General features: G+C 38.9%; 22 protein-coding genes. 13 read left to right on the plus strand and 9 right to left on the minus strand.

The window, feature by feature from the left end:
- Positions 1-231: 231 nt before the first annotated feature.
- The 3 genes from GARC_RS20825 to GARC_RS20835 all read left to right on the plus strand — a co-directional run bounded on the left by GARC_RS20825 (position 232) and on the right by GARC_RS20835 (position 2,052).
- Positions 232-612: a hypothetical protein gene (locus GARC_RS20825; protein ID WP_007624053.1), complete on the plus strand. Its 381-nt coding sequence runs from the start codon at positions 232-234 to the stop codon at positions 610-612.
- 178 nt (positions 613-790) lie between these two features.
- Positions 791-1,351, plus strand: coding sequence for a dihydrofolate reductase family protein (locus GARC_RS20830; protein WP_007624055.1), 561 nt, complete (start codon positions 791-793; stop codon positions 1,349-1,351).
- 116 nt (positions 1,352-1,467) lie between these two features.
- Positions 1,468-2,052 carry a DUF502 domain-containing protein gene (locus tag GARC_RS20835; protein WP_039990182.1) on the plus strand — a complete coding sequence of 195 codons (585 nt, stop codon included), beginning with the start codon at positions 1,468-1,470 and terminating at the stop codon, positions 2,050-2,052.
- A gap of 75 nt (positions 2,053-2,127) precedes the next feature.
- Here GARC_RS20835 and GARC_RS20840 read toward each other — a convergent pair whose 3' ends face one another.
- From GARC_RS20840 to GARC_RS20865, 6 genes are all read right to left on the minus strand, one after another.
- On the minus strand, positions 2,128-4,527 hold the full coding sequence (locus tag GARC_RS20840) for an efflux RND transporter permease subunit (RefSeq protein ID WP_007624059.1): 2,400 nt from the start codon (positions 4,525-4,527) through the stop codon (positions 2,128-2,130).
- Positions 4,520-5,413, minus strand: a complete 894-nt coding sequence (locus tag GARC_RS20845; protein ID WP_007624060.1) for an MlaA family lipoprotein — start codon at positions 5,411-5,413, stop codon at positions 4,520-4,522. Before GARC_RS20845 ends, GARC_RS20840 begins: the two co-directional genes overlap by 8 nt.
- A gap of 10 nt (positions 5,414-5,423) precedes the next feature.
- Entirely contained in the window at positions 5,424-5,948 is a 525-nt protein-coding gene (locus GARC_RS20850) for a CC0125/CC1285 family lipoprotein (RefSeq protein ID WP_007624061.1), read from the minus strand.
- Positions 5,949-6,168: 220 nt separating this feature from the next.
- Positions 6,169-7,104 (minus strand): YihY/virulence factor BrkB family protein, encoded by a 936-nt coding sequence (locus tag GARC_RS20855; RefSeq protein WP_007624062.1) that lies wholly within the window; start codon positions 7,102-7,104, stop codon positions 6,169-6,171.
- 142 nt (positions 7,105-7,246) lie between these two features.
- Positions 7,247-8,233 carry a mechanosensitive ion channel family protein gene (locus tag GARC_RS20860; RefSeq protein WP_007624063.1) on the minus strand — a complete coding sequence of 329 codons (987 nt, stop codon included), beginning with the start codon at positions 8,231-8,233 and terminating at the stop codon, positions 7,247-7,249.
- Positions 8,234-8,298: 65 nt separating this feature from the next.
- Positions 8,299-8,490, minus strand: a complete 192-nt coding sequence (locus GARC_RS20865) for a CsbD family protein (RefSeq protein WP_007624065.1) — start codon at positions 8,488-8,490, stop codon at positions 8,299-8,301.
- A gap of 443 nt (positions 8,491-8,933) precedes the next feature.
- On the opposite strand from GARC_RS20865, the gene GARC_RS26505 reads away from it, so the two are divergent.
- Positions 8,934-9,092, plus strand: a complete 159-nt coding sequence (locus GARC_RS26505; protein ID WP_007624067.1) for a YqaE/Pmp3 family membrane protein — start codon at positions 8,934-8,936, stop codon at positions 9,090-9,092.
- Entirely contained in the window at positions 9,092-10,276 is a 1,185-nt protein-coding gene (locus GARC_RS20875) for a DUF748 domain-containing protein (protein ID WP_007624069.1), read from the plus strand. Before GARC_RS26505 ends, GARC_RS20875 begins: the two co-directional genes overlap by 1 nt.
- Before the next feature lies 1 nt (position 10,277).
- Here GARC_RS20875 and GARC_RS20880 read toward each other — a convergent pair whose 3' ends face one another.
- A complete protein-coding gene (locus tag GARC_RS20880; protein WP_007624089.1) occupies positions 10,278-11,243 on the minus strand; it encodes an endonuclease/exonuclease/phosphatase family protein in 966 nt (321 codons plus the stop codon).
- Between the two features lie 162 nt (positions 11,244-11,405).
- Between GARC_RS20880 and GARC_RS20885 the strand changes: the two genes are divergently transcribed.
- The 5 genes from GARC_RS20885 to GARC_RS20905 all read left to right on the plus strand — a co-directional run bounded on the left by GARC_RS20885 (position 11,406) and on the right by GARC_RS20905 (position 14,401).
- Positions 11,406-12,413, plus strand: a complete 1,008-nt coding sequence (locus GARC_RS20885; protein ID WP_039990184.1) for a mechanosensitive ion channel family protein — start codon at positions 11,406-11,408, stop codon at positions 12,411-12,413.
- 225 nt (positions 12,414-12,638) lie between these two features.
- Entirely contained in the window at positions 12,639-12,941 is a 303-nt protein-coding gene (locus tag GARC_RS20890) for a hypothetical protein (RefSeq protein WP_007624093.1), read from the plus strand.
- A 10-nt stretch (positions 12,942-12,951) separates the two neighbouring features.
- Positions 12,952-13,362 carry a hypothetical protein gene (locus GARC_RS20895; RefSeq protein WP_039990188.1) on the plus strand — a complete coding sequence of 137 codons (411 nt, stop codon included), beginning with the start codon at positions 12,952-12,954 and terminating at the stop codon, positions 13,360-13,362.
- A gap of 37 nt (positions 13,363-13,399) precedes the next feature.
- Positions 13,400-13,639 carry a hypothetical protein gene (locus GARC_RS20900; RefSeq protein ID WP_007624095.1) on the plus strand — a complete coding sequence of 80 codons (240 nt, stop codon included), beginning with the start codon at positions 13,400-13,402 and terminating at the stop codon, positions 13,637-13,639.
- A gap of 402 nt (positions 13,640-14,041) precedes the next feature.
- Complete coding sequence (locus GARC_RS20905) at positions 14,042-14,401, plus strand: hypothetical protein (protein WP_007624098.1); 360 nt, start codon at positions 14,042-14,044, stop codon at positions 14,399-14,401.
- A 5-nt stretch (positions 14,402-14,406) separates the two neighbouring features.
- On the opposite strand, the gene GARC_RS20910 is transcribed toward GARC_RS20905, so the two are convergent.
- Positions 14,407-16,749, minus strand: a complete 2,343-nt coding sequence (locus GARC_RS20910; RefSeq protein WP_007624100.1) for a fatty acid cis/trans isomerase — start codon at positions 16,747-16,749, stop codon at positions 14,407-14,409.
- Between the two features lie 341 nt (positions 16,750-17,090).
- On the opposite strand from GARC_RS20910, the gene GARC_RS20915 reads away from it, so the two are divergent.
- The 3 genes from GARC_RS20915 to GARC_RS20925 all read left to right on the plus strand — a co-directional run bounded on the left by GARC_RS20915 (position 17,091) and on the right by GARC_RS20925 (position 18,917).
- The gene (locus GARC_RS20915) at positions 17,091-17,657 is read left to right on the plus strand and encodes a BON domain-containing protein (RefSeq protein ID WP_007624103.1); all 567 of its coding nucleotides are present in this window, start codon (positions 17,091-17,093) and stop codon (positions 17,655-17,657) included.
- Positions 17,658-17,734: 77 nt separating this feature from the next.
- A complete protein-coding gene (locus GARC_RS20920; RefSeq protein ID WP_007624105.1) occupies positions 17,735-17,929 on the plus strand; it encodes a hypothetical protein in 195 nt (64 codons plus the stop codon).
- Positions 17,930-17,951: 22 nt separating this feature from the next.
- Positions 17,952-18,917 carry a GGDEF domain-containing response regulator gene (locus tag GARC_RS20925; RefSeq protein WP_007624107.1) on the plus strand — a complete coding sequence of 322 codons (966 nt, stop codon included), beginning with the start codon at positions 17,952-17,954 and terminating at the stop codon, positions 18,915-18,917.
- A 397-nt stretch (positions 18,918-19,314) separates the two neighbouring features.
- Here GARC_RS20925 and GARC_RS20930 read toward each other — a convergent pair whose 3' ends face one another.
- Positions 19,315-21,285, minus strand: a complete 1,971-nt coding sequence (locus GARC_RS20930) for a response regulator (protein WP_007624109.1) — start codon at positions 21,283-21,285, stop codon at positions 19,315-19,317.
- Between the last annotated feature and the right edge of the window lie 18 nt (positions 21,286-21,303).

Consider the following 21,303-nt stretch of genomic DNA (forward strand, 5'->3'; position numbering starts at 1 on the left):
AATAATACTCCTAGCAAAAATAATATAATCTTGGTTCCATAATTTCTAGGTAAGGCCAGTATTAACTGATGGAGAACTTTTATTAAAACAATAGGTATATTAATAGTAGTCATTCAGCTATTACTTTTTGGGACTCTGTTTTTAACACCCATACCCGATTGGAGAAGCCTCTACTCCTTAATACTCTTAGCTTATATCGCAATAACATTTATATTGGGTACTTACCTTGTTGTGCGCTTATTGAATATCCGCCGTTGGTATAAAGCGATTGCTATAGTGGCATTAGTTTTGGTTGTTTGGGGGCAGCTTGCGGTTGTTCTTATTAAAATTGAACATGGAAGTTTCTTGTGCTCTGAAAGTGATCCTATACAAATAGAGTGGCCAAACTGTGCAGCAAAACTGTTTATTATTAATCAAAGCTGTTTTCCTGATGGCCCTGAAAGTGGAAGTGTGTTTTACAAAAACAATGAGCTCCCTCTAATGGAGTTGGTTGTCTATGAGCCTAATAATTATTGGTTTTCTAAGGAGCACGTAACACGAACAGGACTAAATATTCTAATAAGAGGTAAAGAGTCGGATCTTAATATTAAGTTGCCCGTTGGGTGTGAGTAGTATGGCGCGCTTGCCTAACAAAAATATTTAACCCCGTTCGCAACAATAGGCTCACTGTAACCCCTGCCATTTAAGGTGTTTGTGCCAGCGCTTCGCGCAGAGTATTACAAACCACATAAATAAGTTGCGAGGTTTAATTCGGTGATATTAGTAATCTACTATGTAAAGGAATAGAAAAATGAAATGTTCTGTATATATAGCAACAAGTGCAGATGGATATATTGCTACAACGGATGGCGGTGTTGACTGGCTGCATAGCGCAGGTAACTTGGAAGCAGATATGGGTTCTGAAGATATGGGGTTTCAGTCTTATATGGACTCTGTAGATTGTATGATTATGGGACGTAATTGTATGGAAATGATTGCCAGTATGAATCTAACCCCTGAACAATGGCCTTACGTTGATATGCCTATTGTTGTGTTAAGTAAGACAGTAAAAGAGCCGCCCGAAAATCTAACTGGGAAAATTGAACTCTACTCAGGCGACATTCAAGACCTAATTTTAAGGTTAGATAAAAGCGGTTTTAAACATGCGTACATCGATGGAGGTTCAACCATTACCTCTTTTATTAACCTCGAATTGATTAACGAAATGACCATTACCAAAGCTCCGGTTCTGTTAGGTGCAGGGATCCCACTTTTTGGAAAAATAGATAACAGTGTAAAGCTTGAAAACGCACAGGCTTTGACATTTCCAAATGATTTTGTCCAAGTTAAGTACAGTGTTAATTATCCCTAATAAGTCACTCAAGACGACGGCTACTCTTGACTCGGTTAGCTATAATGTTTAGCTAAAAGCATGACCAAGTGTTTTAATACCGGCTTGATTATTCGTATTTTAATTCTGGACACTCAGTGCTAAAAAAAATATCTATATTAATGGTGCAAGGGCTTTTAGCGCTTCTACCTATAACCCTAACTGTGTATTTTTTGGTGTGGTTGGTGACAACCATAGAAACCAGTTTGACGCCTCTTATTCCGCCAGAGTTTTATTTTCCGGGCTTGGGATTATTATTAGGCTTGGTTTTTTTGTTAGTGGTTGGTATAGCGGTCAACGCCTATGTCATCAGTTCAATTATTGCTTGGAGCGGCAAATTATTTGAACGTATTCCGATTATTAAAACAATTTATGGCGCAATCCAGGATGCAGTTAATCTCATCAATATTGGTAAGCGCCAAAAAATGCAAAGTGTGGTGTCGGTAAAAATAACCGAAAGTATTCACTTAATCGGTTTTGTTACTAGCCATGAAAGCGCCAAAATTTTATTCAAAAATAACGAGAAGCTTGGCGTTTATATCCCTCTTAGTTATCAAATCGGTGGCTACACCTTATATATCGACAGCGATCAATTGACGCCCCTTGATATAGACGTAGAAAAAGCCATGCGAATTGCCCTTACTGGTGGCAGTGTAGCCAATGCCAAAGCGGCTGCAAAATAAAGTATCTAGTTGCTTCTAGTTAAATTTAAAAAGCGCAGCTAAGTGCTGCGCTTGCCACTGTAGTCAAAGACTTCTCTAGCTTTTCTTCGCTACCGCAGGAGTTATAAAACGGGTTAGCAGAGCAGGCAATAGGGTTAAGTCTGTGACTAGGGCGACTATCATTGCCAACGCAGTGAGTAAACCAAACAGCATGCTAGGTACAAAATCGGAAAATGCTAATAATGCAAAACCGACACAAATGATGACTGTGGTGAACAACATTGCATAACCCACACTAAAATAGGCCTGTTTAACCGCTTCATTGGGTGTTGAGTCGCCGTGCAGATAATGGTGTACAAAATGAATGGTATCGTCCACCGCTATACCCATGGCTATGGCGGCAATAGTGATAGTCATCAAGTCTAAGGGAATATTCGCATAACCCATTACAGCCAATATCACTAGAGTACAAATCACGTTTGGCACTAGTGCTACTATCGCCACTGATAGTCTTTTAAATAATACCCACATCACCAGTAGCAAGGCGATATAGACTATACCCAAAGTCAAAATCTGTGAGTTAAATAGACGCTGCAATATGTCCTGATAGAGCACAAATAAATTAGTAAATTGATATTGATCTTCAGTAATACCATTGGTTTTTAGATCGGCTCGCAAGTTTTCTAGATATTCTTTGCGATTAAATCCTTCAGTGCTGTCTTTTACTCTACTGCTTAGACGTAATTGCTGGTTTTCTAGTGAAAAATAACTGCCCAATAAAGTTTCTCGTAAATTATCATCGACTAAGCGGTAAATAGCGGTGAGTTCGTATTCAGTCAGCGGCCGACCTTGGTTTAACTTCATGGCTAATTCAGTAAAGTTAACCACTGAGGTGGTGTTGCCACTAGCTGGATATTGTTTGAGTATTGTTTGCGCGACTTGCAGTTGTTGAATACTTTTGGCACTTAAGGCGAGATCAGTTTTCTGCATGTCTGGCGGAATATCAATAATAATATCGAAGGGAGTTGAGCCACCAAATTGTTGGTCAATAAAGGTTAATTCTTGATGAGCTTGGGTATCTTCGGCAAAGTAGTTCAAAAAACTGTTTTCTACGCTGAGTCGGAATAAACCTAAAATAGCAATCACAGTCACAACCACAAACAAACCTATCACTTTAGCTGAGTGATTTAGGGTGATAGCAGATATCCCTTGAATAAATTGTTGGCTTAGTTTGTTGGGAGCTGCTTTTTGACTGCGGGGAAATAAACACAATAATGCCGGTAAAAATATCAATGAAAGTGCAATCGACACAAACATGGCAATGATCATCATCCAACCAAAACTCACCACTGGCTGAATGCCACTAAAAATAAGTGAGCCAAAGCCTACCGAAGTAGTGATGCCAGCGTAAAAGCAGGGTTTGATTTTCTCCCTTAATGTAGCGCTCACTAATTCTGCTTGTGTGGCTTGGGCGTCGTCATTGGCTAGTTGCCTATATTGCACTATGAGGTGCACACAAATGGCCAGAGTAAGAATTAATTGTAAGGCGATGAAGTTGGAAGAAATAACAGTTGTGCGCAAATCAAAAATGCCAAATAGCCCCATGGTCATGATCACACTGATAGCACAACAGGCGATAGGGATAATCACCCAACGCCAGCTTCTAAACAAAATAAACAACATAATACAAATGGCTAGGCCTATGGCGCTACCAAATAACTTGAGATCTGCACGGATAATATTGATCAGTTGGTGACCTAAAACGTAGGAGCCACCCAAATACACATTGGCGTTGTCTTTGACCGTATCGGCGAAGGCATAGATTTGTTCTATCTCTTGCTCACGCTCTTTGTTTAATTTTTGCTTAATAGGGTCGGCTTGGGCTTTAAGGTGCTCGATCTCGGTTGCATCGTCATCGGTAAATTGGTTGCTTAAGCGTTTTTTATCAAGCTTAATAATGTTTGATTCAATTTCGCTTAATTTAGCATCTTGTTTAAACACAATCTGAATGGAGGTCGCCGATATTTTTTGATTAACCAATAAGTCGGTAAAAATAGGATGGTGATCGAATATTTGTCGCATTTTTTCATAACTAAATTGTTTGCTTTGCCAAGTCCACTGTTCAGGCTTAAGTTTGGGATCTAGCTCACTCATTTGCGATAACAAAGGCACATTTAATATATTGGTGACAGATTTTACTCTTGGTAAGGTTTCTAATTTTTGAGTTAAAACTTGGATATCTTCAAAGGTTTTGTCACTAAATACATCATTTTGTTTGGGTTCATATGCTAATAAGATGAATTCATCTGGTGAAAATCTTTCATTCATTATCTGACTTTGAATGTACAGTTTGTTGTTTTTCACCAGTAATGTTTCGGCTGAGGCATCTATTTTAAAATACTGTACAAACCAACCTAGGCAGAGAGTTAAAACCAATACAGATACTACTGTTATCAGTGGTTTTTGGGTTAGCCAAACTGTGCGTTGTTCAGTCATTCGATTGACCTTCAACTGTCACTGTTGCTTTAGGTGGCACTGGCGATCCATCCTCTTGATCTTGGTATTCTTTATCTCTCAACAACGATTGCATATACATATTGCGGAAAAATGCGTAAGGATCTTCACTTTCTTTATATAGGGTTTCATAACTCGATGCCCTAGGAGAAAACTCATGAAAGCCGTCATAAGTTTGAATATATTGGGTTTGTGGCGGATTTGATACGTAAGTAACAGGAGCAAATGTGGTTTCTGTCAGAGTAGATAAACCATTTCTAATATCACTTTGTCCAAGTATAGGAAGCACAATGAAAGCCCCATAACTCACATCCCAAGTCGTCAAAGTATCGTTTAACGTCGCCCTATGGGGTTTAATATCAAACCAGGCATCGGCAGGGTCAAATATCCCCAGTACTCCAATGGTGCTATTGATTAAAAAGCGCCCTAAACTACTGCCTGTTTTAGTGCCGTTAGCTTGTAAAAGGTGATTAATAGCGTTTAAAGGCTCGCGCAAATTACTAAAAAACTGACTCACTGCTACTTCTGCAGGGTCGGGCATAATAGCAGTGTAACCTTTGGAAAGTGGATTCATTACCCAGGTATAAACCACATGATTAAAGGCGAATATGGGGCGATTAATTGATTCAAACGGATCCTCAATCTGAGCAGGCTCATAGCCCACTACTGTTGGGGCAATAGCCACAACTCCTTTTGTTGTCTGTATCTCAATCGAGTCCTCACTCTTAATAGCGGACTGGCTCTGAGCTATTCCCGTTTGAAATAGTTGACTTTGACGCTGTTCAAGCTCATTTTTGCTTGCGCAACCTGCGAGCATGGATACCAGCATCAGCACTGAGGTTGACCTTTTAACGTCATTGAAAGTCATCTTTTTTCCTCTATTTAAGATTATTACGCATATTTTTTGCTAGTTCTTGTGCATTAAACACCGTATTTGGGTTTTTAGCTTCGCCACTTCCCATAGCAATTTGCAAGCTGGTGGATACTTTGCCTTCTACTTCGTAGGTTTCGATTCTAACTCCAGAGTAATCTGGGGTTACATAAGTCGAACACCCTAACAAACCACATTTACGTATCACTTTATTGCCTGTTGAACCCGACATAGCCATTTGTTGGTGAGTCTTAGTCTCTTGCTCTGTTTCACTATCCATTATAGTAAACCAGTCGTAACCATTTTTGCTGGTTAACTCTGCAGCACGTAACATGGCGTAATCTTTGATACGTGATTTTTCGGTAAAACGATTACCAACAAAATCAATTCTATACTGAGTATCGGTTAATTTTGTTTCGGTGTAACCATATTCATTTTTTGTAGATGATTCTTGATAGAGGGTAGGTTGAGGCGCTGCACAACCCACTAAAAGCAATAAGCAACTCATGGAAAAACCAGTAAGATAACGCATAATATTCTCCAGTGTACTTTACATGAATGCCAGACTGACACTCTTTCAAGGAATACCTATCAAGAATTAAGCAAGACTATAACTCATTGTAATGTATGGGTATTTATAAAGTTATTCAGTCTTTACTAAACTATTAGAGCAATTTCTACAGAGCTATGAAGTAGATATTTCATAGCCAATACAGTACCAGTTGTGATCGGTTATATATCCATAGTTCAGGTTATTTAGTTTCTGGGCCATTATTAGCCACATAGGCTCCTCTTTCACCTCGTGGTTTTTCATCCCCTGTGGTGGTGTCTTTAAGTGTTTGCAATTCCGATGCTGCATTTATCTCAGCCCCAAGCAAAATAGTGTATGCGGTGACATAAAACCACATCAGCAGAATAACTACTGAGCCCATGGAGCCATATGTTTCGTTGTAACTGGCGTACTCACTGATATAAAGGTTGAAAAAATATGACCCAACTAACCAAAACAAAGTGGCCAGCACAGCGCCAGGAGTGACCCAGCGCCATTTTGCTGATTCACGATGAGGTGCATATTTATATAAACTGGCAAGAGATAAGTTGAATAAAAGTAATAAAGTTGGCCATGTGATCCAATCTACTAGAGATTGGTTGATTTCGCTTACCGAACTAAGCACTAATGGAATACCTACAATCAGCAATAACATTAGTAACATGATTAATACTGTCGCTAGGGTCAGTAATACACGTATTACTATCATTTTGAAAAAAGACCTGTTTTTACCTTCTTGGTAGGTGATGTTACAGGCAGTAATTAACGCAACCGAACCTTTGCCACCACTCCATAATGTTAATAGAAAACTAAAAATAAAGCCTAGGCTTAACGCTCTATTATCAGTCGACAATAGGTTTTTAATCTGAGCTTCCAATATTGCTCTACTTTGCTCGGGGATAACGCCCACCAAGAGGTTGATATGTTGATTAAGAGTTTCGTGATCGACAAAAAGTCCATACATGGATACTAATGCCGCTAATAAGGGAAAAATCGCCAGTAGGAAATAAAACGCCACTCCAGCTGCGATAAGCGACATATTATCTTGCTGGACTTTCTGCACCACGCGCTTAGATATCTGCCACCAATTAGCTAGCGAAAACTCTTGGGGGTGGCTAGCATCATTATCTGAACTCATGTCACTTAACCTTTTTCTTGCTAACATTATTTTTTAATTAAATCAGAATACAAAGATACGACGAAATTAGTTCACTTTTATATTGATGTTACTGTAATAAGAACCTAAAGGGACAAGTCGCGTTATTAATGAAATCACTGATTTAATCTGCGCCTTGGTCAGACTCAGTGTAATCAGAATCATTCTTTTCATCTGCACGACTGCTATTTTTGCTATTGTCTACGTCTTCAAGCGTTTTATTGGGTTTAAGCATGCTATTTAATTTTTCGCCGCCTTTGGCACCAAAGTCCAAAGTACGAATGGGAAAAGGGATCAAAATATCTGCATTCTCAAGGGCTTTTTTGACGCCAACTACGGCTTGGTGCCGAGCCTGCATAAACCCAGTCTCTCCAGGATAATCAATCCAGAACCAAAGTAATAAGTTAACGCTACTATCACCGAAGTCCTTAGCAAAAACGGCTGTTTCTTGTTTTTTGATGACAAAATCGTATTGGTTAATTTGCTCTACAATCACTTCAGCCGCTTTTTCAGGGTCATCTGCATAAGAGATACCAACGGGCACTTCGACGCGTCTTACTCCATTGCTGGAGTAGTTGGTTAAAACGTTTCTAAATAATATCTTGTTTGGGATCACTTCTAACTGACCAAAAAACGTTTCAACCAGAGTATTTCGAAGGTTTATGGTTTTAACTGTGCCGAATACTTTGTCTGCTGCTACTACGTCGCCTATTTGAAATGGCTTTCGAATACCCATAGCTATGCCCGCAATCAGATTTTCTGTCATATCTTGAAATGCGAAGCCAATAGCTAAACCAACGATCCCTGCACCGGCCAGTAGGGATGTAACAGTGCCAGTTAACCCTAGGAAATCTAAGGCAATAAAAACACCTGCAATCAATATACACATTTTAAATATTGATGCTAAAAGGTTGGCAATTTGGATTGAATCTAGCGTTCTATGCAAAACTTTTGTTATCGTTTTGCCAGCGATTCTGGCGATAATTGAAAAGACGACAGCTATAAGTAATGCAACAACAATATTCGGGAGATGTTTAATAGCGGCTTCAAGCCAAGTTGTAAGTTTCTCGTCAATTAAACTCCAAAACTTGTCAATTTTTAAAAATTCCATGATGCACCCTAGTGGTTATTGTTTTGACAGGCGCCATATAAAATGGCGCCGTTTTTACTTAACACTTAAGATTGTAATTTCTCGAATTCCTTTTTTGCTTCATCTTTAGCCATTCCGTACTTTTCTTGCATCTTGCCTTGAAACTTTTCAAGATTACCGTCGATTTCCTGTAAGTCATCGTCGCTTAATTTACCCCAACTAGCCTTCAATGAACCTGATACTTGTTTCCACTTACCTTTAATGATGTCGTTATTCATAATGTTATGCTCCTAAATTAGTTAACAGTTGGTTAAAAAAGAACGCGCTATAACGGGCGCATTAAATATATTTTCACCCTACACATATCAAGTCCTATGCCAACGTCTTAACTTATTGATTAATATGCTAAAAAATAAATAATCGAAAAAATATAGCGAACTTATTGTGTAATTTTTACAGGAACCGAGAATTTTTGTCTGAGTCATCAGTTTTTTGTCGAGTTGTTTATCATCACATTTTTTATAACTACATTATAAAATTCAATATAATCAGTTGGTTAGGGAGTTTTATTGGTTTAGGTTAGTCAGTGGTATAAGGTTTGCTGCACTGTTGATGAGCAAGATTTCATGAGCAAGATTAGATGATGAACAAGATTATAAATCCTATGTAGTTCATCAAACTAATCCAGCTCAACTCACTTATTATTTTTAAGGATTAACCAATGGATATTATTCGTATTATTTTCGCGCTTTTGTTACCTCCCGTAGGCGTATTTTTACAAGTTGGGTTTTCTGGGGCTTTTTTTCTTAACATATTGTTGACGCTGCTTGGTTATATACCGGGTATTATTCATGCCGTTTGGATAATAGCTAAACGCTAATGTTTGACCAAAATACACAGCAAAAAGCCGTTAAGAAAACGGCCTTAGGTATCAGTAATAATAGCTTTGGAAAACTCTCTGTTGTGACTCTGCTTACTGTGCTTGTAGTGTTCATTGCCCTCAGACTAACTGCGCCTACCATTATCACTTGGTATGCTAACCGGGCTATCGAGCGAACCCCGGCTATTGTAGGCTCTGTAGATGATGTTGACTTGGCGTTGATAGCAGGTAATTACAGTATCAAGGGCGTGAATATTCGACAACTCGGGGACAAGGAAACCTTTCCGCTTTTCATAGCTGATCGCGTGAATGTATCGATACTTTGGAGCGAATTATTCTGGGGCGAATTGGTAACTGAAATAACTGTTATTAAGCCAACTATAGGCCTTTATGACAGGCCAGACGATAAAGTATTTGAAGACAGTGCGATAACCGACGAAAAAACATGGATTGGTTTAGTCCGTGATCTCACTCCTTTTGCCATCGATAAATTAACTGTTGAAAATGGCACTTTTATTATGGATGCCCAGGCGCAACTTAAGCGTTCAGAATTTAGTGTGCAAAACATCCAGCTGATAGTGACAAATATTGCCAATGCAAGCGTTACTGACACTGTTGCTATAGCTAAGATGACAGGTGACATTCAAAATCAGGCACAACTAAAGTTATCTGCGAATTTTGATCCAAATACCAACAAGCCCACCTTTGACATCAATATTGAGATGGAAAGGTTACCCGTTTCCTACATTGATTCTTTAATGAAATTCTACGCCCCTTTTGATCTAGAAGCAGGGCAAATTGAATTGGCTAGCGAGTTAAAGTCTGTAAATGGTAAAGTCACCGGTGATGTTCAGGCAGGGATCTACAAATTGGATGTTTTCTCTTGGCATGAAGATGTGGTTGAGGATGGTGACAATCCCATTCAATTAATTTTCGACATGATAGGCGGGGCGCTAGCTAGTCTGTTAGAGAGTGGTGATAAATATTTAATCGCAACACGTGTATCCATTGAAGGGTCACTTGATGATCCTGATGTATCTACCTTTGATGCGCTTTTAGGAATACTTAAAAACGCATTTATTGAAGCCTATAGCCTGAAAGTAGAAGACTCTGTTAGTGGATTGGAAGAGCCTCTTAGCGACAATAAAGAGTCTCCTAAAGCTAAGGCAGAGGTTGAGTCATAGCTTAATCTTCTTCGTAAACTAGCTCGCTAAGTAGAGGGAAGTGGTCAGAATCAATGGATGGCATTCTCTGGATTGTACCTAAGGTAAAGTGGTCGCTATGGAAAATATGGTCTAGAGGCCACCTCAAAAAAGGATAATCTGCATGGAAAGTGTTAAACATACCTCGGCCCATTCTAGGGTCCTTTAAACCACTAATGCGTCTAAAAGCTCGGGTTGTTGGTGACCAAGCTACATCATTTAAATCTCCAGTGACAATAGTAGGTTCAGTTTTATCCGCCACCTCTCGTGCTATTAAGAGTAATTCTCTATCTCTAGGTGTAGAACGCTCATTTTCAGTCGGACTGGGAGGGGCTGGATGCAGGAAGTGACACTTGACCCTAAGTTCATTTTTTAACATTAAATAACAATGAATCGATGGTACGCCGTCTTCAATCAGATCCCGTACTTTCACATCTTCTAATGCATATTTACTGTAAAGATGCATGCCATACAAGTTGTCCAAAGGTTGATTAACTCTGTGGGGATAATCGATATGGATAGGTTCCATGGCCTCTTGCCACCAAGTATCCGTTTCGAGAGTGACAATAACATCCGGTTGATGCAACAAAACCAACTCAATTAACTTTTCAGCAGAATGGTTTGGCATCAATACGTTACTGGTTAATATTTTAATAGACTGAGCATGGTTTGATGCCTGTGCTTTAGGCACTTTTATCGGGTAAAGTCGTGTGTAAGGAAATATCCAGGCAAGTTGATAAATCGAGACTAAGCCATTAGTTATCACTAAAGCAATTTGTGTAATTGGCGAGGCAATAAATAAACTTGCTACTAATAAACAAATTGTAATAACAGCAATTTGTACTCTAGGAAATTCCCATACTCGGCAAAGCCAGTGGTTTGATGGCAGCAATGGTGCCAATGTTACGCATAGCATAGTGATGGTAAGAATTATTATCAAAGCTTCCAATATTTTTACCCTTTCTTAGTATTATTATGAAAAATATGTCTACTTACCTTCGATAAGTAACGCTGTAATTTACGGCATTAAATTTGCTGGTAAATATTAACATTAGGCTTAAGTAAGCAATCTGAAAAATACACCGTTAATTACAATGAAAAGGTCAATTATATGCAAACCCAATTGGTACTCGATGATCTGAGTCAGTTTACCCAACTTGTTGTGGAAAAGTTACCTTCTATTTTCTTAGGAGTATTAATATTCGTAATTTTTTTCTGGCTATCAAGACCTATTGCTAACTTTTTGACCAAACCATTAGCAAAAGCTACCACCAGCAAACTGATCCAAATGGTAATCCGTAGGACTATGAGTATATTGGTTGTGCTGTTCGGGCTGTACATTTTATTACGCTTAGTTGGCCTCACGCAATTTGCTGTTGCGCTGCTAAGCGGCACGGGGGTTCTGGGTTTAATTATAGGATTTGCCTTTAAAGATATTGCCGAAAACTTTTTATCCAGTTTACTACTAAGTGTTCAGAGACCTTTTAAATTGGGAGATATTATAGAGGTTGAAGGATATTTAGGTGTAGTGCAAAAAATGACTTCTAGAGCCACCACATTGGTGGATTTTAATGGCGACCATGTTCAACTTCCTAACGCCACAATTTATAAAAATGCGATACGTAACCTTACTGCCAATCCTTTTATGCGAAGTACTATTGATATTGGGGTTGGGTATGATGCTGATTTTGATCATGCTCAGTCTTTAGCCTTGGACATTATGCTTTCTCATCCTGCAGTACTGGACGATCCTGCGCCTCAAGCGTTAGTGGACTCTTTAGGTGCCTCGACCTGTAATTTACGGCTGTATTTTTGGGTCAATAGTGAAGTTAATAGTTCGCTAAAGGTATCATCGGTATTAATGAAACGAGTGGTTGAGACGTTTTTGGTTGAAGATATTGCTATGCCTGACGATGCTCGCGAACGGATTATTTTGAACCCTGAAACATTAAAAAAACCAGTTGTTCCTAACATCAAAAAAAGCCAATCTAATTCAGAGATAAATACTAACAAAGCGTCGAGCGAGTCGACAAATGATGATACTAGCAGTGATCACGATGAAATAAGAGAGCAGGCGGCGCAAGCAAGAGATCCAGAGGAAGGTGAGAATATTTTGTAATTAGCCTAAGAGTCATTTTTGGAAATAACGTAATTATTGCAAATGACTAGGAATTATTTACATTAATTGATAGCTTTGCAGATTCATGGTTCTGCAAAATCACCATAAGATATTGATTTGTATCAAATTAAAATTACTTGGTGATATGGCATAGAGGTTGCTCTGTTAAGGTGACTAATGCGGAATACAACGCACTAGATTCACTTAAATTAACTGGAGAGAATTATGACAACTTCAACAAATTCAAAAAACCTAACAAGCACTTCAGGTACTCCTATTTCAGACAAGGTAACGGAGACCCTTCATCATTCAGTGGATACTTTATCTGAACACGCGGCGACAGCAGAAGAAAAAATTCGCAATACTGCAGCTGCATCAGCAGAAACTATGGGTGAGAAGCAGCTACAAGCGAGACAATATTGGGATCAATCTGCAGTAGGTAAATATACTAAAGAAAACCCAGTAGCTACTGCGGGTATCGCCTTTGCAGCAGGCATGTTACTGACTACTTTCCTTAGAAGAAAATAGTCCATTTATTATGACTACAACAGAGCAAAAAATAGCTAATGAGCACGGGGCAGTCCCGAGCGATGACGCAGCGATTTCCGACGTTTTAACGGCCTGGGACAAAGTATTTAAAAGTTTGCAGGTTCGCTTACGTACCAACGCAACTTTAGTTGCCTCGGATTTTCGTCTTTCTATCAAGGCAGTTGTAGTCGTTTTTATTTGTATTTTCACATTAGTTGGTTTGGGACTTGTTGTTTGGGTAACTTTGTTAGCGGGTTTAACTTATGGTTTGACGGCTATCGGTTTTCACTGGCTGTGGAGTTTTTTGCTGGTGCTTGTGCTGAATATCAGCGCTTTGATAATAACCAAGAAAATTCTAACTTCAGCTCTGAACTCAGTGGAAATGAAAACTTCCGCTAAATTACTTTTTAATGCTGATTGAGACCAGTCCCAGTAATATATAGCTTAGAGGGCATATTATGTTTGACCCACTGAAAAAAGAGAAGGCTAAGGTACAGCAAGCTAAGATTAATGCTGAACTGGCAAAAAAGTACTCTCAACGACAATTTGAGAAGGCTAAATATTCTAGTAAGTCGTTTATATCTTCTCCGACTGGCATCGCAGGTATGTTTGTCGCTGGGTCAATTAATGGCGCAACTTCGGACGTTCCAAAACCGATATCATCAGTTATTGTTTCACTGCTACTAAAACTGTTTTAACTTCACGTAGTTCCTCGTTTTGGCTCAATTCTGCTAATACATCAGCCAGTTTTGGGCTTTTTTTATTCCCTTCAAACTTTGCTTTAAATTGTTGTAACCAATTCTTCGCTAAGGGCATCAAATAAGAGCCACAGTAGTCTAATTAGAACACTGTGTATTATTTACCTATGGCATTTGAAAAAGTTACTTTTTTTGAATTAAAGGTCTATTGAATCCCTGTGTTTTTTCATTTCAGATAATTCTATTTTCTTTATGGATGTCATTGTTAGACCAGTAAAAACAAGGCCTCAATTAATTATTACGTTTATTAACAGTCACGTCATGGATTGGTATCTTTCCTGCATTTTAGCGATCGTTGGACAAACATTATTATCTTAGAAGCCAAGCAATAGGAGCAAGGCAATGAAATTATTTATCACCACATTTTTCTTTATTACATTAGTCGGCTCTGCAACCCTAGTTGCACAAACTACAGAGCAATACGCTGTAAAGCCTATACCACAAAATTTTATTCTGCTTGAACGGGCACTGGCCAATGTCGACCGAAGCAAAAAGGATAGGAACAGCGTTTTACGTTTAGAGAGAGCTGAATTTTATTACCACAATGCAATTAAATACCATCACGCTGGTTGGACTGCAAAAGCAACGGATTATGTGCACCGTGGGACCTTACTTGTCGAACTTCACCAGCGAACCGTTGCACAACCCGGCTTTTACCGCCCAGAGCTTGTAACTGCGCAAAAAGCGAGTTTAGTTGAATAATAATTCTACTTGTTTTCCAGACGATTAAAGTCAAGAACACCATACTCGGCTTGCTCAGATCGTCTAAAATAAGCATGCATCATGTCAGCGTAAGACCAAAAGTTTTCAGATGTTCTGCGTACGCCGAACGTATCTTTGAACTTTCGATAATCCTGCTCAGATGCAAGATTGGTTAATTGCGTGGCAAATTCGTCTATTTGTTCTGATGAGACACTGAAAAAAGCGTTCGGATGAGAAGTCATTAAATTTGGTGCAATACTTACTGTGTCTTCTTCGGGTAAGCGTCGGTTTTGTTCACCGAATAGATGAGAAATATTGCTATGTGCATTATGGCGCAGCAAAGTATAGAAATAGGATTGTTGGCTATCTTTATCGACAATTCGTACTATTGATGAGTTAGGTAATTGTGACACTCCGCTACCCGCCATTCGATTGATCCTCTTTAAAGCCTCAATCACAGTGTTATCTGGGTTGCCATTTTCCAATGCATATTTTTGGCTAGAAACATTAGCGACACGCTGGCGAATTTTTGTATACAATTCGCTTAAGTGATCGCTGCTTTCATATTTCACATCTGTTTCAAGTGACGCCTGATTAGCATCATAAACGAATTTTTCTACTTCGCTTACTGAGCCTCTGTACCATTTATTTCTTACCTTTTTTCTAGTAGAAATAGGCAGTAAGTTGAGAAAATTAAACTCACCTTCCATACGTAGAAAGTCCATATACATTCTGCTGTTAAGTTGGTGCCCCACATTACCGTATACGTCGTAACCAGCAACAAGAAGATAATGAATTCGCTCAAATAATGGATAGGTAAGGATCCATGCTGTTTGTGGAGTATCACCAATAAGTCCTTTTACTACAGTAGAGGCATCGTCGTGTCGAAATACCGTTAATGCTAGATTGTCATTGTTACCGTCGCCGTCCCAAAGCAGATCTAAGTCCAATTTGACCTTATCTTTTATATGCTCATCAATAAAAGCCGATTTTGTTTTTAAGTATTCTTTTTCCATGGCAGCGTAAGCCATCCAAGAGGTAGGTAATGCATTACTTTGTGCCTCAGCAGGAAGTACAATTTTTTGCCGAGCTTGCTGCATAAATTGATTGCTATTCTCTACTATTGTCAGATCGGGATCCGCAAAGAGCACCCAAAAATGATCGTTAATGACATTAAGGGCCAATTGCCCTCTGCATACCGGTCCTTTGATAAATTGCATAATAGTATTTTGCGACTCATCCAACATATAACGATATCGGGATTTCACTGGGATCTGTGCAAAAGTGATAAAAGGATTAGATGCTTCTTTAGGTTGATAGGTGGGGAGAACATCAACGTCGTAATCTGCTTCTATAAACCATTGTAACCAGCGTTTTTTTCTTTGTTTATCGAGTTTTACTGGCATGTGCGATTTATGTGCAATGCTTTGTGTGACAGCTTGCAAACGGTAATATACACGATTCACTTTTGGGTCATCAAAGGGTCTACGAGTGAAAATTCCCTTAATCTCTTCGCCTGGCTTAGTGGATGATCTCACCATCCTGAAAAACTGCCCTGGTTGTGTATCATCAAAATACAGATTGACCAAAAATAAATGTTCAAACAAATAACGACTCATTAGTTGTGCTTTTTTACTGTCTTGGTTAAAAAAAGTTTCCCAATCGTCAATAGTATCTTTTGTAACTTCGTTCAAAAGTGTCGGAGTTTCAACCTTGCCACCATAGGCTACCCAATTAAGCAGTTTTTGCTGTTCGGTACTGGAAAGTTTGGGTAAACCATAAGGCATACCCCAGAGCGGAAAATCTGCTTGGTAAGCATCAAATTCATCGTTGCTTGGGCATTGCGAGTCGCGCTTTAAATCTAGTTCAAGTGTTTCGGGTAATAGTGTTTGATTAGGAAGAGGAAAGTGTTGTTTTTGTAGCAATATTTTTGCTAATACACTGGCGTTTACGTTTTCTTCAGGTGATGTGGCTTTATCTGCTACAACAGCAAAAAAATCTTTGTCTCGCCATTCATTAGTAGTGTGTCCGTCTTCAAACAGTCGGGTTAAGTTTGCTTGGACTAATCTCTTGCCATCATAAACTCGTTCTTTATTTGCGCCGCGAGTAATACCTTCAGACGAACCTAACTTTAGTTGACAAGGGGCATCGTAACAAGCATGGCAAACAACACATCTGTGTTCAAGGATGGGGCGAATATCTTCAGAATAATCAAGTTGTGAAAGACTTGGATCCAATGAAATATCGCTAAGACTAATTACCTGTTTGGATGGAGCTAAACTAACAGTGATGCTAATAACCAATGTTAACAACACAATAATTGTTATAAAAATCAAACGTAACTTCATTCTTAAATACCCTGACAATAAAAGTGGATCATGGCGTTTCTCGACATGTGCCAAAAAAACAGCAAGTAAACTATAGCAATATTATGTGGTTGAATATTACTCGTTTGACTACTGATAGACGAATTATTCATTGCGGCTAGTCTAGGAGCTTTATTTCTTTAGTTTTCATGGTTTTTAATCTGGCACTTAATATGTGTAATTATTTCTTATTCGTAGGTAAAAGTTACAGTTCTTTTTTGCTGCTTTTATTCGGGCATCATTAAATATCTATATATTTCAATTAGTTAAGATTTGGCATCGAACTGGCATTAGTGTTTGTGAACTTTAACCGGAGAACAATTATGAAACTTACAATTCTTTCAGTAATTATCGCGACTGCTATTAGTACAGCTTCTTTAAACGTAAGTGCCGAAAACACTTGGAAAGATGGCGCTAAAGACGCTTGGATTGATGGCAAAGCCGAATCAACACTTCTTTTCAACAGTAATCTGAATTCTTTTGATATCAATACCGACGTTAAAAACGGTACTGTCATCTTAACTGGTAAGGTCAAAAACTCAGTAGATAAAGCCTTAGCCGAAGAACTTGTCGCCTCTCTTGAAGGCGTAACAAAAGTAGACAATAGATTATCTGTTGTTGATGGCAAGTCTGAAGAACATGACGATAAGGTGATGCAAGGCCTTAAAGATTCTAAAGTTGAAACTGTAGTCAAAACAAGATTGTTATTTGAATCACAAGTCAGTGGATTAGATATAGAAGTAGAGGTTGAAAACGGTGTAGTGACACTTGTAGGTAAAGTAAAATCAAGTGCAGAACGAGATCTCGCCGTTGCCATAGCCAAGAATACTAATGATGTAAAAAGTGTCGTCAACAAACTTGAACTTAAAGAGATAGTGGCAAGTAACTAAGTTTTATTCAGCAGCCCCTTGCCGCGCCTATATTGGCGCGGTTTTTTCAATTAGTTTTTCAATTAGCTAGGAGAATAATGGCTATGAAGTTTTCGGCTCTAAGACTGCCAAAGTTTTATGCTTCATCCACTCACATCAGCATTGATGTGGCAGTTTGTAAATCTGTCAGCCACTTCAATTGGTTTGCTCGTTATGATGTATCTAACCAGACTGATAATCCCCAAGATGTTTCTAAAATAATTTCTGCGTCAGGACAACAAGTTAACCTTTGATCGCCTAAAGGATGAGCCCCAAATGATGCCTAAATCTAGCAATCTATTACAGACAGAAGAATCCGCATACCTAAATAGAGTCTTCACTGATATCGATCAAACCTTAATGTTGGTAGGTACAAGTCAATCAACTCAAAACTTGTCAGTAACATTTGAGAAAACCTTCAATGTAGTAACGGCTAGCAATACCCAAGATATTTTCAAAGCGTTAGGTAGCGAAAATATTGACCTAATACTTGTCGATACTGCTGGTGATAACGAACTGTGGATTGAATCTCTTCGATATATCAGATCAAGTTCGTTGCTAAACTTGATCCCTGTCATTGTTCTTAGCGAGAAAAACTCTGTCTATGAACAACTCACGGCATTGGAACTTGGTGCTTTGGATTGTTTACTTAAACCCGTCAACCCGTTTCTACTCACGGCTAAAATTTCAAACTACATGAAGTTAATGAAAAATGTGCGGGAACTTGAACTGGTCTCCAGCACTGACGGTTTAACGGGTTTGGCTAACAAGATGCAGTTGGATACTACTTTATTGAGTGAGTGGCATAGGATGAGAAGAAGTAAACGCCCACTCTGTGCATTAATGATTGATGTAGATCATTTTAAATTATTCAACGATGCATACGGGCATTTAGAAGGGGATGAATGTTTAAAATCCGTAGCAGAGGTGATCAAACATGTGACTGGCAGGGACTCTGACTTTGCTGCTCGTTTTGGTGGAGAAGAGTTTGTTATTTTACTACCTTGTACTGAAAAATCAGGAGCGGAAAAAATAGCACAAACCTTACTGACTAAAATAGTTGCTTTAAAAATCCCCAGCGCGAGCAAACAACATAAATTCTTAAGTGTGAGTATTGGCGTAAGTAGCTGTCAGCCTCACGACATTGATGCTCAAGGTATCGAACCAAGCTGGCTTTTGGAAGAAGCGGATAAAAATATGTATAAAGCCAAACAGAATGGCCGTAATCAGTATTGCCTTTAATATCTCAGAATATTTAAACTTAGCTGGATTAGTGTCATTACTAAGGGAAATTGCCGAGCGATGTTGTCGTAACTATATAGCCGTTGGAGCTTTTTTGGTAATCTGACAGACTTAAATGAGCGAAAAGAAGTAAAAGAAAAAGACTAAAGCTTCTTACCACAGAGAACACAGAGCGCTTCGCTGCACAGAGAAAAGCGATTAGATTGATAAAACCCTAAAAATATTTTCCTCCGTGATCTCTGTGCCCCTCTGTGGTTCAAATTCTTTTTGCTTTTAAACACTGAGTGATCCCACTATAAAAGGATCCTGGAATGACGAGGATTGGTGCGCAGGCACCATTAAACAAAATCCCGTGGTGTTAACTTTACTACAACTTAGTGTTTTTACGGCTTGCACTTCAAGCTATTAAATCCTGTAGTTTTTGTTTGTTCAAGGGTTTCATTAGGGCGCGACTGCTACCGCTACTTTTAATTTCCGCTGCACCAATCTCAGCACCACTGATGATGACTATCTCGGTCGTATTGCCTTGTGATGCTATGTACTTCGCCAACACTAATCCATTTTCGTCTGGTAAATGCACATCTAGTAAAATTTTATGCCATTTTGGGCGAGTATGAAGCAATTGTCTGCAGGCTCGACCAGAGTGAGCCACATCGACTATAACGCCCATGGATTCTAGTAATAATTTGGTGATTTCGGCGGCATCCATATCGTCTTCTACTAGCATGAAATATTTATCTTGGTTCGTAGTTTGAATGATACTGCTCAAATCATTTTCTTTAGGCTTAGTTTGTACATTGGAATTAATAACGGTGGCTAGGTATCTATGTAGCAGCATCTTGTCAACGGGTTTAGAGATAACATCATCGAAACCTAGGGTCTGCAAATTTTCTTTAACGCCTTTCATGTTGGCAGCTGTTAAGGCCAATATTGGTTGTTCTACGCCTTGCTTACGTATTTCAACCACGGCTTCTTTGCCATCCATTTCTGGCATATGAATATCCATTAGGATGGCATTATAGGGGGTGCCTTTTTCAATACTGGTCACTGCTTTTTTGACTGCTTGTTTACCGTTTTCTGCAAAGTCTACATTTAAACCGAAAGTTCCAACTATATGACCTATTAACATTCTAATATCAGCTACATCATCTACCACTAAAACCCTGCCAGTAAGTGGTTTAAGTGAAGTGTTGTTTTCACCTATCACTTTCCTTTCTAATGACAAATTGGACAATGCTGTATCTTTAACGTTTTGACATGAAATGCTCAACGTAAAACAACTTCCTTCTCCTTCTATGGATTTTGCGGTTATTCCGCCGCCGAGTTTTTTTGCCAACTCTGATGAAATTGCGAGTCCCAATCCTGAACCTGTTTCTTTTCGGGAAATTGTATCTTCGATTTGTTCAAAAGGTTGAAAAATCTTATCGATTTCTAGCACAGGAATGCCTTTTCCGGTGTCCTCTACATAAAAATACAAGACGCATATTTCACCTTCTATCTTAGCCTTTACAGACACACTGACTTTTCCGTGGTCAGTAAATTTTATGCCATTGTGGATGAGATTAATTAGGATCTGTCTCAGTCGGGTAGGATCACAATGTATTTCTTCGGGCAAAGGAGTACTTGATGTTAACGTAAGCTCAATGCCTTTATCATTTGCAGATACTTGCATCAGTGTATAAATATCAACTAGAAAACTATTTAGGTTGAAAGTAGATAGCGCTAACTCGAGTTTTTTGGCGGCAATTTTCGACAAGTCTAAAACATCGTTAAGCAGACTGAGTAGATGTTTACCATTGTTTAAGATGATATTGAGTTCATTGGTAACAGGTTTAGCTTTTTCACTTGAGAGTAATAATTCTGTATAGCCTAAAATAGAAGTGAGTGGTGTACGCAGTTCATGACTGAGATGCGCTAAAAATCTATCTTTAGAACGACTCTGTGTTTCAACGTTAATCCGCTCTAAACGCTCTTGCTGGACTTCTTGTCGCGCTATGGCGTAACGGATCGCGCGGGCAAACCTTGGGCTATCAAGTTCGCTCTTAACGATAAAATCAACTGCACCTGCATCTAACGCGGCTTTGTCTAGTACGTTGTCAGACTGGCCCGTTAACATGATGATAGGCACTCGGCATTGCATTACTGTGGCTTTCTCTAAAACAGTTAAACCTGTTTGCGCGCCTAATTGGTAATCCAGTAAACAAATATCGTGTTGGTTAGATTCAAGTTGTTCGAGTGCAGCGTCTGGGGTTGATACCCAATCAATTTCGAAATTATACTCGTTAAGTTCTTCTAGATAATCTCTGGCAATGATGTAGTCATCTTCATCGTCTTCAACAAGCAGAATACGGGCGCTTTTTGTTAGCATAGGTTTCTCAGATCGAAC

The organism is Paraglaciecola arctica BSs20135, from assembly GCF_000314995.1.
In the GTDB taxonomy this organism is placed as follows: domain Bacteria; phylum Pseudomonadota; class Gammaproteobacteria; order Enterobacterales; family Alteromonadaceae; genus Paraglaciecola; species Paraglaciecola arctica.

Excerpts from the sequence above, each read along its gene's own strand:
- GARC_RS20905 (WP_007624098.1), top strand. The coding sequence starts at position 14,042 with ATGAAATTATTTATCACCACATTTTTCTTTATTACATTAGTCGGCTCT.
- GARC_RS20840 (WP_007624059.1), bottom strand. The coding sequence starts at position 4,527 with ATGACTGAACAACGCACAGTTTGGCTAACCCAAAAACCACTGATAACA.
- GARC_RS20860 (WP_007624063.1), bottom strand. The coding sequence starts at position 8,233 with ATGGAATTTTTAAAAATTGACAAGTTTTGGAGTTTAATTGACGAGAAA.
- GARC_RS20890 (WP_007624093.1), top strand. The coding sequence starts at position 12,639 with ATGACAACTTCAACAAATTCAAAAAACCTAACAAGCACTTCAGGTACT.
- GARC_RS20930 (WP_007624109.1), bottom strand. The coding sequence starts at position 21,285 with ATGCTAACAAAAAGCGCCCGTATTCTGCTTGTTGAAGACGATGAAGAT.
- GARC_RS20850 (WP_007624061.1), bottom strand. The coding sequence starts at position 5,948 with ATGCGTTATCTTACTGGTTTTTCCATGAGTTGCTTATTGCTTTTAGTG.
- GARC_RS20920 (WP_007624105.1), top strand. The coding sequence starts at position 17,735 with ATGGCTATGAAGTTTTCGGCTCTAAGACTGCCAAAGTTTTATGCTTCA.
- GARC_RS20855 (WP_007624062.1), bottom strand. The coding sequence starts at position 7,104 with ATGAGTTCAGATAATGATGCTAGCCACCCCCAAGAGTTTTCGCTAGCT.
- GARC_RS20900 (WP_007624095.1), top strand. The coding sequence starts at position 13,400 with ATGTTTGACCCACTGAAAAAAGAGAAGGCTAAGGTACAGCAAGCTAAG.
- GARC_RS26505 (WP_007624067.1), top strand. The coding sequence starts at position 8,934 with ATGGATATTATTCGTATTATTTTCGCGCTTTTGTTACCTCCCGTAGGC.
- GARC_RS20875 (WP_007624069.1), top strand. The coding sequence starts at position 9,092 with ATGTTTGACCAAAATACACAGCAAAAAGCCGTTAAGAAAACGGCCTTA.
- GARC_RS20845 (WP_007624060.1), bottom strand. The coding sequence starts at position 5,413 with ATGACTTTCAATGACGTTAAAAGGTCAACCTCAGTGCTGATGCTGGTA.
- GARC_RS20830 (WP_007624055.1), top strand. The coding sequence starts at position 791 with ATGAAATGTTCTGTATATATAGCAACAAGTGCAGATGGATATATTGCT.
- GARC_RS20915 (WP_007624103.1), top strand. The coding sequence starts at position 17,091 with ATGAAACTTACAATTCTTTCAGTAATTATCGCGACTGCTATTAGTACA.
- GARC_RS20865 (WP_007624065.1), bottom strand. The coding sequence starts at position 8,490 with ATGAATAACGACATCATTAAAGGTAAGTGGAAACAAGTATCAGGTTCA.
- GARC_RS20885 (WP_039990184.1), top strand. The coding sequence starts at position 11,406 with ATGCAAACCCAATTGGTACTCGATGATCTGAGTCAGTTTACCCAACTT.
- GARC_RS20925 (WP_007624107.1), top strand. The coding sequence starts at position 17,952 with ATGATGCCTAAATCTAGCAATCTATTACAGACAGAAGAATCCGCATAC.
- GARC_RS20910 (WP_007624100.1), bottom strand. The coding sequence starts at position 16,749 with ATGAAGTTACGTTTGATTTTTATAACAATTATTGTGTTGTTAACATTG.
- GARC_RS20895 (WP_039990188.1), top strand. The coding sequence starts at position 12,952 with ATGACTACAACAGAGCAAAAAATAGCTAATGAGCACGGGGCAGTCCCG.